Raw genomic sequence first — 15,139 nt, forward strand, 5'->3', positions numbered from 1 at the left:
GCATTGAAGGTTTATTGTACCGCGAGGAACTTGTGTCGCTCTGGGTCGGTGACTTGGGAGCTAAACTTGAAGGGTCACCGCTGCAGTTTCTGGCCCAATCGGCGGCGGTGTTTCGATGGCCTCGCCTTCAAGAAAACCTGCCCTTGCGTGGCGAGCAGGGCCGGTGTTGCCCAGCATGGGCGACAGAGACCGGACCCGACCCGCAGTTTCGGAGGGTCGTTCTCAGGCATCGCAAGGCTCAGCATGGGATCAACAGGTTTTCTGGCGAGAGAGCGGAACCCAAGCCAATTGGGCGATTAAAAAGCTCCAAGAGATTGAAACCCCAGCAGATCGGACTAAACAAACCAGCGACTGAGGAAGCTTAGGTTATCCCAACCGCCACGCATGGTACTTGCCCAACCACAGCAGCACTTTCTCCGGCGCATGCGCCCGCTTCCACTCACCCGCAGCGTATTTGTTGGCCTCAGCCAATGTGGGGTAGGTGTGGATGGTGCCCAGAATTTTGTTCAAACCCAAACCATGTTTCATGGCCAAAACGAATTCAGCCAACAAATCGCCTGCATGCACTCCGGCAATGGTCACACCCAGAATTTTGTCCTTGCCCGGCACGGTCAAGACCTTCACGACACCGTGTGCATCGCTGTCGGCAATCGCGCGGTCCAGATCGTCAATGCCATAGCGTGTTACCTCGTAAGCAACGCCCTGCTCTTTGGCATCCTGTTCATTCAAACCCACGCGTGCCACTTCAGGATCAGTAAAAGTGGTCCAGGGAATAACTGAATAATCGGCCTTGAATTTTTTAAGATGGCCGAACAATGCATTCACTGAGGCATACCACGCTTGGTGCGCAGCCACGTGGGTGAATTGATAGGGACCTGCCACATCACCTGCTGCAAAAATATTGGGGTACAGGGTTTCGAGGTATTCGTTGGTGACCACGGTGCGGTTGGTCTCGATACCCAGTTTCTCAAGGCCATAGCCGGTCAGGCGTGCTTTACGACCCACCGCGCAAATCACATCATCAAATTCAATTTCAACGATGTTGCCTTGGTGTTCGGTGACCAATACTTTTTGATCGCCTCTGCGCTCAAACCGAACGGCTTTGTGTTGGGTCAGAATATTCACGCCATCGGCGCGCATGCTGTCCATGGCCATGGCGGAAATTTCCGGATCCTCGCGCACCATGATTCGATCGCCCAGTTCGACCTGGGTTACTTGTGAGCCCAAACGTGCAAAGGCCTGGGCCAATTCGCTGCCAATGGGGCCACCGCCTAGTACGACCAAACGTTTGGGCAGGTCGTCGCGTTTTGCGAATTCGTCCCACAAGGTGTCGCTGGTCAGGTAACCACTGGTTTCAATGCCCGGCAGCGGCGGCACCACGGGCTGTGCTCCAGCAGCAATCACAATGCTGCGGGTGGTCAAGCGGCTGGTTTCACCGCTGTTGTGTTTGATTTCAACAGTCCAGGGATCGACAATAGTTGCATAGCCCTGAATCACATCCACGCCCAGGCCGGTGTAGCGTTCTACGCTGTCGTGCGGCTCAATGGCTTTGATGATTTCGTGCACACGGGCCATGACCGCCTTGAAGCTGAAGCTGGGCGTGGCTGCATGCAAACCATATTTGTCGGCATGGCGCATTTGGTGAGCCAGCTTTGCACTTTTAATGATCGCCTTGGAAGGCACACAACCAAAGTTCAGGCAATCGCCGCCCATTTTGTGGGCTTCAACCAGGGTCACTTTGGCCTTCACTGCGGCAGCAATGTAAGAGCTCACCAAACCCGCTGCACCCGCACCAATCACCACCATGTTGCGATCAAACTTAACCGGCTTGGTCCATTGGGCGTACACCTTGCGGGCCTTGATTTTGTCGGTCACTTTTTTTGCGATCAACGGGAATATGCCCAGCAACACGAATGAAAGAATAAGGCCCGGTGAAAGAATGCCAGCAAGGCTGTCAATTTTTGCCAGTTCGGTACCGGCATTTACGTACACCACGGTGCCTGCAAACATGCCAAGCTGGCTGACCCAGAAAAAGGTGAAAGCCTTCATGCTGGTCAAACCCATCAGCAGGTTGATCAGAAAGAACGGGAACACGGGCACCAAGCGCAGCGTGAACAGGTAAAAAGCGCCCTCTTTTTCAACCCCTTCATTGATCGCTTTCAGGCGGTTACCAAACTTGGCTTGCACAGAATCGCGCAGCAGGTAACGCGCACCAATAAAGGCGAGCGTGGCACCCATGGTGGATGCAAACGACACCAAAATCAAACCTTGCAGCAAACCGAACAGGGCGCCCGCAGCCAGAGTCATGACTGCGGCACCCGGAATTGAAAAGGCAGTAACCAGTACATAGGCTGCAAAGAACACACCGGCAACCAGCCAGGGAGACTCTGCCTGAAATTCACGGAACTGCTCAAGACGACTTTTCAGGCTGTCGAGTGTCAACAAACTGTGAAGATCGAAGGCAAACACCGCCACAACAGCTGCAACAATAAGCAGCAGAACAATTTTTTTCATGTCAATTCCTTGGTTTTTCTACGCAGTGTGTTGCCAATCATGCATGGTCTGGGCAACTTGTACAGATAGTTTCGGCGAGTCGTACAAAAAAGTTACCTCGATCTGGAAAGATAGTCGCGTTAATCTAGGTCAACACGATGACAGATGTACTTCGACCATGAGCACAACCATTCATTCAATTTTTATTAGCCACGGCGCACCCACTTACGCACTGGAACCCGGCCTGCCCGGCCAAGCCTTGGAAACCTTGGGACAACAACTGCTTGCCCAGGGCACGCGCGCACTGATTGTACTAAGCCCCCATTGGCGTAGCGCCAAGCTGGCAGTGACCAGCCACGAAGCGCCCGTAATTGTTCATGACTTTTATGGTTTTCCAAAACCGCTGTACGAACTGAAACCGGAAATTTGCGGTGCGCCTGAACTGGCATCGCAACTTGCAACACATTTGGCCGAACACGGTTTAAGCGCCGAATTGCGCCCACAACAAGGTTTTGATCATGGGGCCTGGGTGCCCTACATTCACCTGTTCCCAAATGGTGGCCCGCCCATGTTGCAACTCAGCATGCCTGTGGACTGGAATGGCGAAACTGCATTGAATATGGGTGCCTTGGTGGGTGAATTTGCCCGCAATGAGAAAGCAGTGGTGATTGGAAGTGGCAGCTTGACGCACAATTTTTCTGACATGGACATAGGCGCCGCCAAGGCAGGAGATGGTGGGCAGGCGCAAAACCTGCCTTATGTACACGAGTTCAATACATGGGTTCAGGAACGCCTGCAGGCAGGTGACAGCAAGGCGATTGCGCGCGCAGAGTTTGACGCACCGCACTTTGCACGAGCCCACCCAGATGATGATCACTACCTGCCCCTGCCTTTTGCCATGGGCGCAGCGACGAACAACTTCAAGGTCAATGTGCTGCCCGAGGATGTGCGTTACAAAGCCCTGTCGATGCAAAGCTTTGCATTCACCGCTTAACCTGGTCGGCTAATATCAAGACAGCTGAGTGGCACTGCAGTTGATGGTTTCGGGCAGCACACCGTCTTGCAAGGCTTTTTTCAGCGACTCAACACCCCGACCCCACAAAGGTACCTGCGTGGGCTGGCCCTGCACGGTGGGCACAGTGGGTGGATCTTGCCCGGCTTCGCTGTATTGATTAATGGCGCGTACCAGATCAAGGTGACGCACCCACACCCACTGACTGCGTTCTATGTCCACACACTGGCGGGTTTGAGCGATTTCATCGACTGATTTGAAAGGCACCTGCGCGGTGTACAGGTGAAACGGCACACCGGGCGAGATGGAAGGGCCTTTGAGCTGACTGATGTCAATGTCAGCACTGCTGTATACGCAATTGGATTCTTCGGTGAACTCTCGAACAGCAGTTTGTGCGGGCGACTCGCCCTTTTGGGCGCTGCCGCCCAGCGTGGCCCAAGCGCGGCGCGTGGGGTGCGGGTCAAATGCCATTAAATGCACGGCCTCGCCGGCCACACAACTGTAGGCGATCAGCCCGGCAGGCGGCGCGTTGCTCGATGAGCAGGCAACAAGCGTGAACAACAGCGGCACTACAAACAACAAACGCATGGTGAAAGCAATCCTGAATGTGGAGTGCTCATTATTACCTGCTTACATGACACCTTGCGAGATCAGGCACCCATCCAGCCCAAGGCAATGGCTGTGAGCACGGTAGACACACCGACCGTGTAAATTGTTTTCAGTTTTCCAGTCATTTTGATGCTCTCCGGAATCATTTCATTGCAAACCACAAATGCCATGGCACCCGCGGCGAAAGCCATTGAAGCCGGCGTACCCATGGCCCATGAATCGGCAGTAATTACGCCCAAACCAGCGCCCAGTGGTTCAACCAACCCTGTGGCCAATGCGGCCAGCGCAGCAAGCGCTTTGTGCACGCCAATGCTCCACAAGGCTGTGGCCACGATCAAGCCTTCCGGAATGTTTTGCAAACCGATCGAGAATGCCGTGCCGGATGCACCGTTCAGGTTGCCTGCACTGGCACCCACCGCAAAACCTTCTGGCACATTGTGCAAAGCAATGGCAATGGTCATCAGCAAGGCCATGCGCAGGCGTTGATTGCCCGCCATTTCCGGGCCTGCCACGGGGTGTTCATGCGGCAGGGTTTGGTCAAGCACTGTCATCACACCGTAGCCTGCTGCTGTGGCCGCCAGCACCACCATCAAAGCGCCTTCCGTTTGAATGGCAGGGATAAACAGGGACATGACTGCGGCGGCGGCCATCATGCCGCCTGCGATCGCGATGAACAAACCCAAGCCTTTGTCATCAATTTTTTTCATGACCAGCAACGCCATGCCGCCAAGGCCGGTGGCTGCACCGGCAATGGCCGAGAACTCGACTGCCTGAAGCTTGGAGGGGCTCGCCGCAATGTACTGAACCGCAGCCCAAACCGCAGGTGCGCCTTGCGTGACCATGAGGTACAAACCCAGCGCAACAATCAGAATGCCGACCACGCCACGCACAGCGCGAAACGCACGAACGGCGTCCAGCCCAGCTTGGCCGGCAATATTCAGACCCACAATTTTGGTCATTTGATGAAAACTCATGGCGGGCTCCTGTGCTTCAAAGACTTGATTACACAGTTAGATTGCCCGAGAGAATATTATTCGTCTAACGGATAATTTCTTTGAAGTTAATCGTTTTTACCGATCAATGGCGCAGGTTCTGAAGCCGGACAACACGTCTTGCCGGTCCGGTTGAAAATAATTGCGGTATTTGGGGTGGACCATTTCGGCAGAAGTGGCCCAACTTGCACCCTTTAATACCTTTCGGTCATGAAACCAAGGTTTGGAGTAATCGACGTAAGGGTGCATCTTGAACCCGTCGAAGGGAAGGAAGGTACTGGCAGTCCATTCCCACACCTGCCCCCACTGCATATTGGCTTGTGTGTGTGCGGCGTATTCCCATTCAGCCTCAGTGGGCAGCCTGCGGCCCGCCCACTGGCAATACGCTTGGGCATCCAGCCAACTGATGTTCTCGGCCGGTGCACTCAGCTTGAGCGGTGTTTTCTGACCATAACCCAGGTTAATCCAGCCATCGTTTTCAAATGCAACAAAGGCAGGCATGGGGTGTTGGGTGGCCTGAACAAATTCAAGATACTGCGCCCAGCTGACCGGACGTGAATCGATGGTGAATGCCTGTATCTGAACCCCACAGGCGGGTACTTCGTTGTCGAATGCGAAACCCTCGCCTTGCCAGCCCAGAGTCCACCGGCTGGCCGGCAGCTCGAGTTGAACCAAGTCGCCGCACTCCTGAACGCCGGGCCTGCACGCGTTGTGGGGGCGCAATTGGATATTCAGCAACTTGGCCATGAAGACCGCGGCTTCGTTGTGCATTTGTTCATGCAACACACACAGACGGAAAAAATAAAGGTATTGGTCGGCATTGCCGGGGTCGCTGGCACACAGCGCATCAGCCTGCTCCAGCAACTTCAATGTGTCGCGCAACGAGGCGGCCAGATACTCACGGGTGCCCCGCAAATCGGGCAAACCGATTTCCCAGCGGGTGTCATGCGCGATGGTGCTTGAATTCAGGCGTGCATCGGCATTGAACAGGCGAGACTCCAGTTTGGGTGCATCGGGATTGCACTGCACACCCAAGGCCCAGTCAGGGTTGCGGGCCAGCCACCAGTCTTGAAACCAGGCCACATGACACAATTCCCAGAGCGGCGGGTTTAACTCGGGGCGGCATGGCACTGTGCACTCATGTCCCAGAGCATTCACGTAGTCCTCGAGCAAGCCCAAGGTGCGCTCGCGCGTGCGCAACAAAGCGTCGCGAAGAAAGGCGGCGTTTGCAGTTCGGGCCAACTGGGCTGGATGGATGCGGCTGTTCACAAAGGTACTGCGGTGGTGTGGATACACTAAGTGTACGACAAGTGGCTACAATGAAAGCAATCGGAAATGTCGATCAAGAAGGAATGAACACACTGAACACCCAAGCCAACGCCCTTTCATTGAAGCAACTGAGCTATTTGCTGGCCGTTGCTGAAACGCTCAACTTTACCCGGGCGGCCGAGCGGTGTTTTGTCACGCAATCGACGTTATCGGGCGGCATTGCAGAACTTGAGCGCACATTGGGCGTGCAACTGGTAGAACGAGACCGCCAGCGGGTGGCCCTAACACCCGTGGGTGTAGAAGTAGTGGCGCGTGGACAAAGTATTTTGGCGGCCAGCCGCGACCTGGTGGCGCGCGCGCAAATGGCAGCCGACCCCGCCAGCGGAGAATTCAGGCTGGGCATCATACCGACCATTGCGCCCTTTTTGCTGGGAGCAATTTTAAGCAGAACCAAAACCGGCTTTCCAGATTTGGTACTTCGCCTGCGCGAAAACCAAACTGCAGCCTTGCTTCAGGAACTGGAACTCGGCGAGCTGGATGCCGCGCTGGTTGCCCTGCCCATCGATTTGGGCAAACTGAAGGCTTTTCCGCTGTTTGAAGAACCCTTGCGATTGGTCGCCCATAGAAACGACGCCCTATGTAAAACCGCAGGTGTACGCCTGCGAGAGGTGGACACTCGCCGCCTGCTGTTGCTTGAGAAAGGCCATTGCCTGCGTGACCACACCGTATCGGCTTGCAGTGCCAAACAACGGGAAGCGAACAACAACGACAGCAATCCGGTTGAGGCCAGCAGCTTGGCCACCATGGTTCAGTTGGTCAACTCCGGCCTGGGCTGTGCCTTGTTGCCTGATATGGCCATACAGGCCGGTTTGCTGCACAAAACCGAAGTGAAACAGATTGAACTGGCTGCGCCTTTGCCCAGCCGGGAAATTGCCTTGGTGACCCGCAGCAGTCACCCCAAGCTTGGCTTTATAGAAACAGCACTGTGTCCGTTGTTAAAGGCTTGTCAGCCGGGGTAAACGGCAATCCACTTCCACTTGCACCACTTGGAATTTAACTGGTATGATCAGCTGACCAGTTAAAAATTCATTGCCGCCTAGTTCTATAAACCATGGAAAATATTCAGAAAATTTCGATCTCTGAGCAGGTTTACGCTCAGCTTCGCGATCGAATCCTCAAAAAGGTATTACCAGTTGGGGCTGAATTGCCCTCTGAGCGTGAGCTATCTGAAACCCTTGGGGTGAACAGAGGTGCCGTGCGCGAGGCAATCAAGCGTTTGCAACAGGCCCGACTGGTTCGGGTACGTCATGGTGGTGCGACACAGGTTGAGAACTTTGAAGCCGAGGGAGGCCTTGAACTGCTGCCAAGCCTGATGGTCAATGCACAGGGGCAAGTCAACCTCGAAGTGGCCCGGGGAATCGTAACCTTGCGCAGAGCACTGGCGCCGGTGGTGGCTGGGCAAGCGGCAGTCCACGGCGGCAAAGCACTGGCCGATTCGCTGAAGCCGGTGATTACCAACATGCAAAATACCAGCGAACTGCCAAAACTTCAGCAACTGGCCTTTGATTTTTGGGCCCTGGTGGTGCAAGGCAGCGGCAATGTGGTGTTCAAGCTTGCTTTCAATTCCATGAATCAAACCTACGTTGCGGCCTGGAATACGCTGACCCTGGTGATGCAGGACGAGTTTCGCGATGTAGACACGCTAACCCAGCTTATGCAGGCCATTGAAGCCGGAGAACAACGGCGTTGCGAGGTGCTGGCCAGGCAACACGTGGAGCTAGGCAGCCGTGCATTGAACGCTGCGCTGGGTACCGCTTAACACCTGGTTAAATACGGAGACACACATGTTGGGAATTCCTTTGGGTCTGTTGACCGCCAATGCTGTGGAATGGGGCATGCACAAATACGTGCTGCACGGCATGGGGAAAAAACGGGGTACATTCTGGGCCTTTCACTTTCATGAACATCACAGGGAAGTGCGTGAACATGGCTATTACGACCCGAACTATGAGCGCTTTCCGCTCGGGATGCATGCACAGGGCAAAGAGGCCTGGGCACTGATTGCCAGCGCCGTGGCAGTGGCACCGCTGTTTCCGGTGGCACCCTTTTTTGTGGGCACACTTTGGTACAGCAGCCTGAATTACTATCGGGTTCACAAGAAAAGCCACATGAACCCAGCCTGGGGGGAACAACGCATACCCTGGCACTTCGACCACCACATGGGCAACAACCCAGGCGCCAACTGGTGTGTCACCCGCCCTTGGTTTGATTACATCATGGGCACCCGGGTGTTTACGGAGGGAGGGGTGCGCGAAAACAACGTGTTGGGGTTAAAACGAATTCCGACCTGGCTTGAGCGTTTGTTACCGAAGCCCGAATCGCTGGGCGCCTTCGCACCAAAACCGGCAGTACGGCGCGCAGCGTAAGCCTGTGACATAATCGGTTCACTACAAAAAGGAGAACTGAATGGGCTTGTTGATATTGGTCGCCGGGTTGGCGCTTTTTCTGGGCATGCACGCGACTCGAATTCCAGACGACCAACGCCGGTCGGGCATGATTGCAAGGCTTGGCAAAGGCAAGTACCGCGGCATTTACACGGCCGTTTCTATCGTGGGCTTGGTGCTGATTGTCTACGGATACGGCCAGGCCCGGCTTGACCCTGTTTTTGTGTGGAACCCGCCCGCGGCAATGCGCCACATTTCGGCACTTCTCATGCTGGTGTCTTTCATCATGTTGGCGGCTTGTTATGTGCCCACCAACCACATCAAAGCCAAATTGCAGCACCCCATGACCTTGGCTGTGAAAGTATGGGCGCTGGCGCATTTGATCGCCAATGGCACGCTGGCAGATATTATTTTGTTTGGATCATTTTTGGTGTGGGCGGTGTTGCTGTTTAAAACCGCACGCAGGCGCGCCATTCCCATGGGTTTTGCGGGCGACGGCCCTACCAAAGTGGGCACGCTGATGACCGTGGTGGTGGGTGTACTGGCTTGGCTGGTTTTCGCGGCCTGGCTGCATGTTCACTTGATCGGTATTAGCCCGTTTAGCCGATAAACCATTGGCGCAATAAAAAAAAGCCCCTGCGCGCAATGCACAGGGGCTTTTTTGTTTGATGTTGACTGTGTGCTTACAAATACCAAAAACAAATTGCCGCCACCGCAGTGGGTCCCAAGGCCCCCGCGAGCAGACCACCTGCAGACACAGCCTCGCCGGGAAACTGGCGCTTGAGCAACGACAAACCTGCCGGGTTGGGCGCATTGGCAATCACTGTAAGGCCACCGCCCGCCACGGCGCCAGCGACCAAGGCGTAGCGAAAACTTTCTGACGTGCCTTCAATCAGCGACCCCAAATAAGTGAGTGCAGCATTGTCGGTAATTGCCGTGAGAGCCATGGCAGCCATAAACAACACCCCATCGTCCAGGTCGCTAACCGCAGGCTGCAGCCACCATTGCTGCATGCCGCCCAACACCACCAAACCGGCGAGGAAGAAAGCTACCAGCAAACCTTCCTTCAACAACAAGCGGGACTGGAAAGTGTTGTACGCCGCGGTGAACCCGAGGAAAAACAAGAAGAGGCCCAAAAATACAGCTGGGTGATGCGCAAACAAAACCACCGCACCCAAAAAGGCCAAGTGAATGACCATGGCCCACCAGGGCACCGGAGCCAAGGGCTGACCATCTTCACCCAAAGCCTCCGGGGTTTTAACTTCCGCGCCCAAATGCTTGGCTGCGAAAAAGATGAATACGGTGGCATTGATGAACACGCCAATGGCTGCCTTCCAGCCAAAGGTGGCCATCATGAACGGTGTATCCCAACCCCAGGTGCCTGCGACCATCAACACGGGCGGCGCAGCAAACGATGTCAGCACCCCACCAATCGAGATATTCACGAACAACACGCCCAAGCCCCAATAACGAATAAAGTTTGGAACAGATTTTGAAAACAAGACATCACGCAGCAACAAGGCAGCCAGGGTCATGGCGGCAGGCTCGGTGATAAAGCTGCCCAAAAGCGGCACCATGAACAAGCCGAGCCAAGTGAAAGCCACGCCTTTGTTGACCGGCATCAAACGGGCCAAACCCTCAACCAGCAGACGGGAGGCATCCAGCACCGGGCGGCTTGCTGCCACCACCATGATCACAAATACGAACAAGGGTTCGGTGTAATGGCGGGTATCCACATACTCCACGGCTGAATCGAGGTTGACTGAAAAAGCCATGGCGATGACCAAAAACAGGGCCCAAATGCCAAATACGGCTTCAACTTCGCCAAGCAGGTGAAACAAGCCACTGTGGTGTTTGCTGTGGTGAGCCAAGCGTTCAAAGTAGCTGGCCGAAAAAGTGTGAATAAGCGCGCCGGCAAAAAGAAAGGCGGCAATCCATTGAATGGTGGTTGCTGTCATGTCGGTGTCTATTGTTGTGAAAGTTAATTAAGCGATCCCATAGAGGGAGCCTATCGCACTATTAAAGTTCCCCGTATTGCGAATATTTTCGGGAAAAGTTCCCTTGGGAGTTGCACTGTCCGGTTCCTACACTTACTTCAGAACATAAAGAACTCAGAGAGGTGGGACATGGGTACATTCAAAAAAACAGCAATCACCAGCGCAGTGCTGATCATGTTGGGGCATGGCGGGTTGGCCATGGCACAAGGCAATGCATTGCCCAGCGTCGAAGTGTCAGGCAACAGCATCTTGCCTTCCAACATTGAAAACCTGCCCGGTTCGTCGAATGTCGTGACTCGTGAAGACCTCGACAAGCGTGAACCTTTTTCCATTCTTGAACTGGTTCGAGAGGTACCCGGTCTGCATGTGGTGTCCGAGGACGCTGCGGGCACTCACCTGAATATCGGATTGCGCGGACTGAACCCAAGACGCAGTTCACGAACATTGCTGCTTGAGGACGGTGCACCCACTGTGTTTTTTGCGCCCTATGGCGACCCCTCGGCGCACTACTCTACGCCGCTAGAGCGACTAGAGCGCGTTGAAGTGCTGAAAGGATCGGGTCAAATTTTGTATGGCCCGCAAACGCTGGGCGGCATGATCAATTTCGTGACGAAACCCGTGCCGCAAGACGGCTTTGAAGGTTCCGCAAAATTGTCGGTGGGCAATGAAGGTTACCGCGGTGCACACTTGAACCTGGGAACCGGCTCAGAACAAGGCGGCATCATGATTGATTTGCTCAAGCGCCAAGGCGACGGCATTCGTGCCCAGCATGAGTTCGATGTGCAGGATGTGACCATCAAAGGCCAGTTGAATATCAACAGCGCACACACCCTGACGGCGAAGTACACCCGGTTTGAAGAAGATTCACTGTTCAGCGAAACCGGGCTTACCGCCCAAGAGTATTTGCGCGACCCTTACTCGGTGCCAGGTACAGAGGGTGAACGCTATGTGATGGATCGCGACACCGTTCAGTTGATTCATGGCTGGCAACTCGGGGAGCGCGCCCGCCTGACCACGCAGGTGTACCACACCAAAACTGACAGAACTTCTTTGCGCTCGCGAGAATTTGAATCGGCCTTTGACCCCATGGAGCCGACCACGATTGGCTTGGGTGAGCTGGAAACCGAATTTGCAACAAGGCCCCGTCAATACGATGTATTCGGGATTGAACCCAAACTTGAATTCACCCACTCAGCGTTTGGTGTGCCCAGCGAAACCATCATCGGCATGCGCTACCACACTGAAGACATTGACCGTAAGAAATTTGAATTCGACAACTTCGCCGACACCACCCCCGAGGCAGATGAACGCCTGCTGGCCGATGTGGAAGCCACTGCATTTTTTGCGCAGAACACATTCCTGATGGGCGACTGGACTTTGACCCCAGGCGTACGCGTGGAGCAAATTGAACAGACCAAGGTGCTGTTTTCCGGTGTGCCTGGTACAGCCAATTTTCAGCAGGAAGACATGTTGGACACCAGCGAAACCGAGACCCTGCCCGGCATTGGTTTTACCTGGAACGGACTGGAGAATGCGACAGTATTTGGCGGCGTACACCGCGGCTTTGCCCCGCCCCGCCCAGACCGCGACATTGAAAACGACATGCTTCAGCGCGTGACCCCCGAATTGGCCACCGTGACCGAATTGGGTATTCGAGGCAATGTACGTGCAGGCTCCTATGAAGCAACATTCTTCAACCTCGACATTGAAGACATTGTGGTGAATTCAGGCGGCTTTTTCCGAAATGAAGGCGAAGCACAACACACCGGTTTTGAGTTGGCAGGCCGGTTCAATCTGGGCGAGCTATTCAGCGCAAAATCCAATCCATTCTTTGTGAGCATGGCCTACACCAACCTGTTCACCGCTGAATTCAAAAATTCCGGCGTAGTAGGCGGTGAAGGCGAAGATGGATACGGTACTTACCAGGCTGGCAACCGTTTGCCCTACGCCCCAAAGCACACCTTGGCCCTGAATTTGTCGTATGAAACCGAACAATGGAATGCCCGAGTTGGCGCAACGCATGTGAGTAAACAATTTGCCAACACCGAGAACTTTGGCGGCACCGAGCCCCTGGGCTTTTGCCCCAATGGTGAAGACCCTGCAAACAACCTGTTCTGCGGCCTTTTCGGAGAAATTGAAGCAGTCACCTTGCTGAATGCATCCATCAGCTTTGCACCGGCTGGCAGCAACATCAGCTATTTTCTGAATGCTGAAAACCTGACTGACAAACGGCACATTGCTGCGCGTACCAATGGTATTCAACCGGGTCGACAACGGCAGGTAGTGGCGGGGATTAATGTGAAGTTTTGAGACTGCGACAAGACATCTAGCGCCCAACAGGCCGCTTCGCCAGCTTGCGCTGCAAAGTTCGCCTGTGCATGTTCAACGCACGCGCCGTGGCCGATACATTCCCTTCATGTTCGTTGAGCACCCGCTGAATATGCTCCCACTCCAAGCGGGAAACCGACATCGGTTGAAAGTCAGAAGCTTCGTCGTCATTTGAAGCAACACTGCCTGAATCATCGTCCAAAGCCCGCAACACTGCCGAACTGTCAGCGGGCTTGGCCAAATAATTATCAGCACCCAGCTTGATGGCCTGTACGGTGGTGGCAATGCTGGCGTAGCCAGTCAGTATCAAAATATTGGCACTGGGCTGCAAACCACGAAGCTGGGTGATCAACTGCAAACCCGATTGCTCACCCAAATTCAAATCAAGCGTAATGTCGGTGAATTGCTGTTGCCCGGCAGCAAGCAGGGCCCGCTCCTTGCTGAATGCCACATCGGTCTTGAAACCCTTGCGTTCAAGCGACAAAGCAAGGGTATTCGCAAACACCTCATCATCGTCCACAATCAAAATTGAGCGCGTCATTGCGAGAGCACCGGCAAGCTCAAACTGGCGCAAACACCAGGGTTCAAGTTGCGAAGGCTCAACTTTCCGCCTTCACGTTCCAAAAGGTTGGCCAGTAAAAAAAGGCCCATGCCTTGCCCATTGGCTTGAAACAATTGTTGCCCGATTTTCGGCAACAACTCAGTATCAATACCACTGCCTGCGTCATTCACAAAGAGGGTCAGGCTTTCATGGTCGCATTGCATACCGACCTGAAGTGGTTCGCCAACGCAGGCACGCTGCTGGCTTTGTGCGGCATTGTCCAAAAGAGTAACCAAACCCAATTCAAGCAACTCTTTGCGTACTTTGAATTCGCCTGCAATAGAGGCAATGCTGGGCATCAAGCGCACTTCATGTTGTGGGTTGCGAGTTCGCCAAATACCCAATGTGGTCTGAAGCCATTCGCTGGGTTTGATCATTTGCGCATCGGCATTGTGGCGAGGGTTGACTTCGATTTGAGCGCGAAGTTGACCCAGCGTATCGGTGATGGATTGGACCTGGGCACTGAGAACATTCATTTCCCGGACCTGCGCCTGCATGGCGGGGTCGTTTTTCCAGTCTGAAACAATGGTGGCAATGGTCGACACTGGCGTGCCCAACTGGTGGGCAATGGAAGCAGCCTGATTGCCCAGTGCCGCCAAACGCGACTCGCTGGCCAAACGTTGCTGCGCGCGCCCCAAGGCTTGGTCGCGGTTGCGAATCGACGAGCTCAAACGCGCCACAAAACCCACCAAAATCAACACGCTGACCAAAAAATTCAACCACATACCCACCAGGTGAAAGTGCACGCCATCGTCGGGATTGGCCAGCACCAAAGGTATGTAATTGCCCATCAGCACTGTGTAAGCCACCACGCTGAACAAGGCAAGCACAGCAACTTGCGCCCAAGGCAGCAGTGCCGCAGCCAGGCCCAGTAGCGGCAAATAAAGTGACACGAAAGGATTGGTCACGCCACCTGTGAAATAAAGCACAAAGGTGAAGGCGGCCAGATCGGCAAACAATTGGGCAGCCACTTCAAAGCTGCCCACCGAATGCCCCTGCCGCAGGCGGATAAAGGTGATGGCATTGAGCAAAACCAGCGCACCCAAAATGACTGTCAATACCGGCCAGGGAAGACTGACGTGCAACAGCAAGCCGACCACCGCCAACAGCAAAACCTGAGCGGCCAGCGCAAGCGTACGCATCCACATCACTGTCACCATTTGCTGGCGGCGAACGGACAAATCGCTTTGGTCCATCAAGCCTTCAGTCCAAAGGTGCATGAAGGGACGGTGGTCGGGAAACAGGCTTGTTTTCATGCTCACATTCTAAGTGGCTTCTTGCTTCGCTGCCTTGAAATTGTGAGGTGTGCAGCCCGGCTGCGACAATATGCCGCATTCTCGCAGTGCGGGCCGTGGCGTATAAAGCGTGCTGGTTGATCTTGCCCGGACTATGCG

At 54.5% G+C, this 15,139-nt stretch carries 13 protein-coding genes; 6 read left to right on the plus strand and 7 right to left on the minus strand.

Going from position 1 to position 15,139, the window contains the following annotated elements; all coding sequences use genetic code 11:
- Positions 1-366 precede the first annotated feature (366 nt).
- Positions 367-2,514, minus strand: coding sequence for an FAD-dependent oxidoreductase (locus tag PY990_RS14485; RefSeq protein WP_275272205.1), 2,148 nt, complete (start codon positions 2,512-2,514; stop codon positions 367-369).
- Positions 2,515-2,671: 157 nt separating this feature from the next.
- On the opposite strand from PY990_RS14485, the gene PY990_RS14490 reads away from it, so the two are divergent.
- Positions 2,672-3,487, plus strand: coding sequence for a DODA-type extradiol aromatic ring-opening family dioxygenase (locus tag PY990_RS14490; protein WP_275272206.1), 816 nt, complete (start codon positions 2,672-2,674; stop codon positions 3,485-3,487).
- Between the two features lie 15 nt (positions 3,488-3,502).
- Here the strand turns inward: PY990_RS14490 and PY990_RS14495 are convergent, their stop codons facing one another.
- The 3 genes from PY990_RS14495 to senA all read right to left on the minus strand — a co-directional run bounded on the left by PY990_RS14495 (position 3,503) and on the right by senA (position 6,375).
- Positions 3,503-4,093, minus strand: coding sequence for an NUDIX hydrolase (locus PY990_RS14495; RefSeq protein WP_275272207.1), 591 nt, complete (start codon positions 4,091-4,093; stop codon positions 3,503-3,505).
- A 62-nt stretch (positions 4,094-4,155) separates the two neighbouring features.
- The gene (locus PY990_RS14500; protein WP_275272208.1) at positions 4,156-5,088 is read right to left on the minus strand and encodes a ZIP family metal transporter; all 933 of its coding nucleotides are present in this window, start codon (positions 5,086-5,088) and stop codon (positions 4,156-4,158) included.
- 96 nt (positions 5,089-5,184) lie between these two features.
- Positions 5,185-6,375 (minus strand): selenoneine synthase SenA, encoded by a 1,191-nt coding sequence (senA, locus tag PY990_RS14505; protein ID WP_275272209.1) that lies wholly within the window; start codon positions 6,373-6,375, stop codon positions 5,185-5,187.
- A gap of 50 nt (positions 6,376-6,425) precedes the next feature.
- On the opposite strand from senA, the gene PY990_RS14510 reads away from it, so the two are divergent.
- The 4 genes from PY990_RS14510 (at position 6,426) to PY990_RS14525 (ending at position 9,429) form a co-directional block, all read left to right on the plus strand.
- Complete coding sequence (locus tag PY990_RS14510; protein WP_275272210.1) at positions 6,426-7,394, plus strand: hydrogen peroxide-inducible genes activator; 969 nt, start codon at positions 6,426-6,428, stop codon at positions 7,392-7,394.
- Between the two features lie 92 nt (positions 7,395-7,486).
- Complete coding sequence (locus PY990_RS14515) at positions 7,487-8,194, plus strand: FadR/GntR family transcriptional regulator (RefSeq protein WP_275272211.1); 708 nt, start codon at positions 7,487-7,489, stop codon at positions 8,192-8,194.
- A gap of 25 nt (positions 8,195-8,219) precedes the next feature.
- Positions 8,220-8,801 (plus strand): hypothetical protein, encoded by a 582-nt coding sequence (locus tag PY990_RS14520; RefSeq protein ID WP_275272212.1) that lies wholly within the window; start codon positions 8,220-8,222, stop codon positions 8,799-8,801.
- 40 nt (positions 8,802-8,841) lie between these two features.
- Positions 8,842-9,429 (plus strand): NnrU family protein, encoded by a 588-nt coding sequence (locus tag PY990_RS14525; RefSeq protein ID WP_275272213.1) that lies wholly within the window; start codon positions 8,842-8,844, stop codon positions 9,427-9,429.
- Between the two features lie 73 nt (positions 9,430-9,502).
- Here PY990_RS14525 and PY990_RS14530 read toward each other — a convergent pair whose 3' ends face one another.
- Entirely contained in the window at positions 9,503-10,777 is a 1,275-nt protein-coding gene (locus PY990_RS14530; protein ID WP_275272214.1) for a putative Na+/H+ antiporter, read from the minus strand.
- Between the two features lie 168 nt (positions 10,778-10,945).
- On the opposite strand from PY990_RS14530, the gene PY990_RS14535 reads away from it, so the two are divergent.
- The gene (locus PY990_RS14535) at positions 10,946-13,126 is read left to right on the plus strand and encodes a TonB-dependent receptor family protein (protein WP_275272215.1); all 2,181 of its coding nucleotides are present in this window, start codon (positions 10,946-10,948) and stop codon (positions 13,124-13,126) included.
- 16 nt (positions 13,127-13,142) lie between these two features.
- On the opposite strand, the gene PY990_RS14540 is transcribed toward PY990_RS14535, so the two are convergent.
- Positions 13,143-13,685 (minus strand): response regulator transcription factor, encoded by a 543-nt coding sequence (locus PY990_RS14540; RefSeq protein ID WP_275272216.1) that lies wholly within the window; start codon positions 13,683-13,685, stop codon positions 13,143-13,145.
- Complete coding sequence (locus PY990_RS14545) at positions 13,682-15,001, minus strand: ATP-binding protein (RefSeq protein WP_275272217.1); 1,320 nt, start codon at positions 14,999-15,001, stop codon at positions 13,682-13,684. Before PY990_RS14545 ends, PY990_RS14540 begins: the two co-directional genes overlap by 4 nt.
- Positions 15,002-15,139 lie beyond the last annotated feature (138 nt).

Origin of the sequence: Limnobacter olei, from assembly GCF_029087225.1 — a bacterium.
GTDB classification, from domain to species: Bacteria; Pseudomonadota; Gammaproteobacteria; order Burkholderiales; family Burkholderiaceae_B; genus Limnobacter; species Limnobacter olei.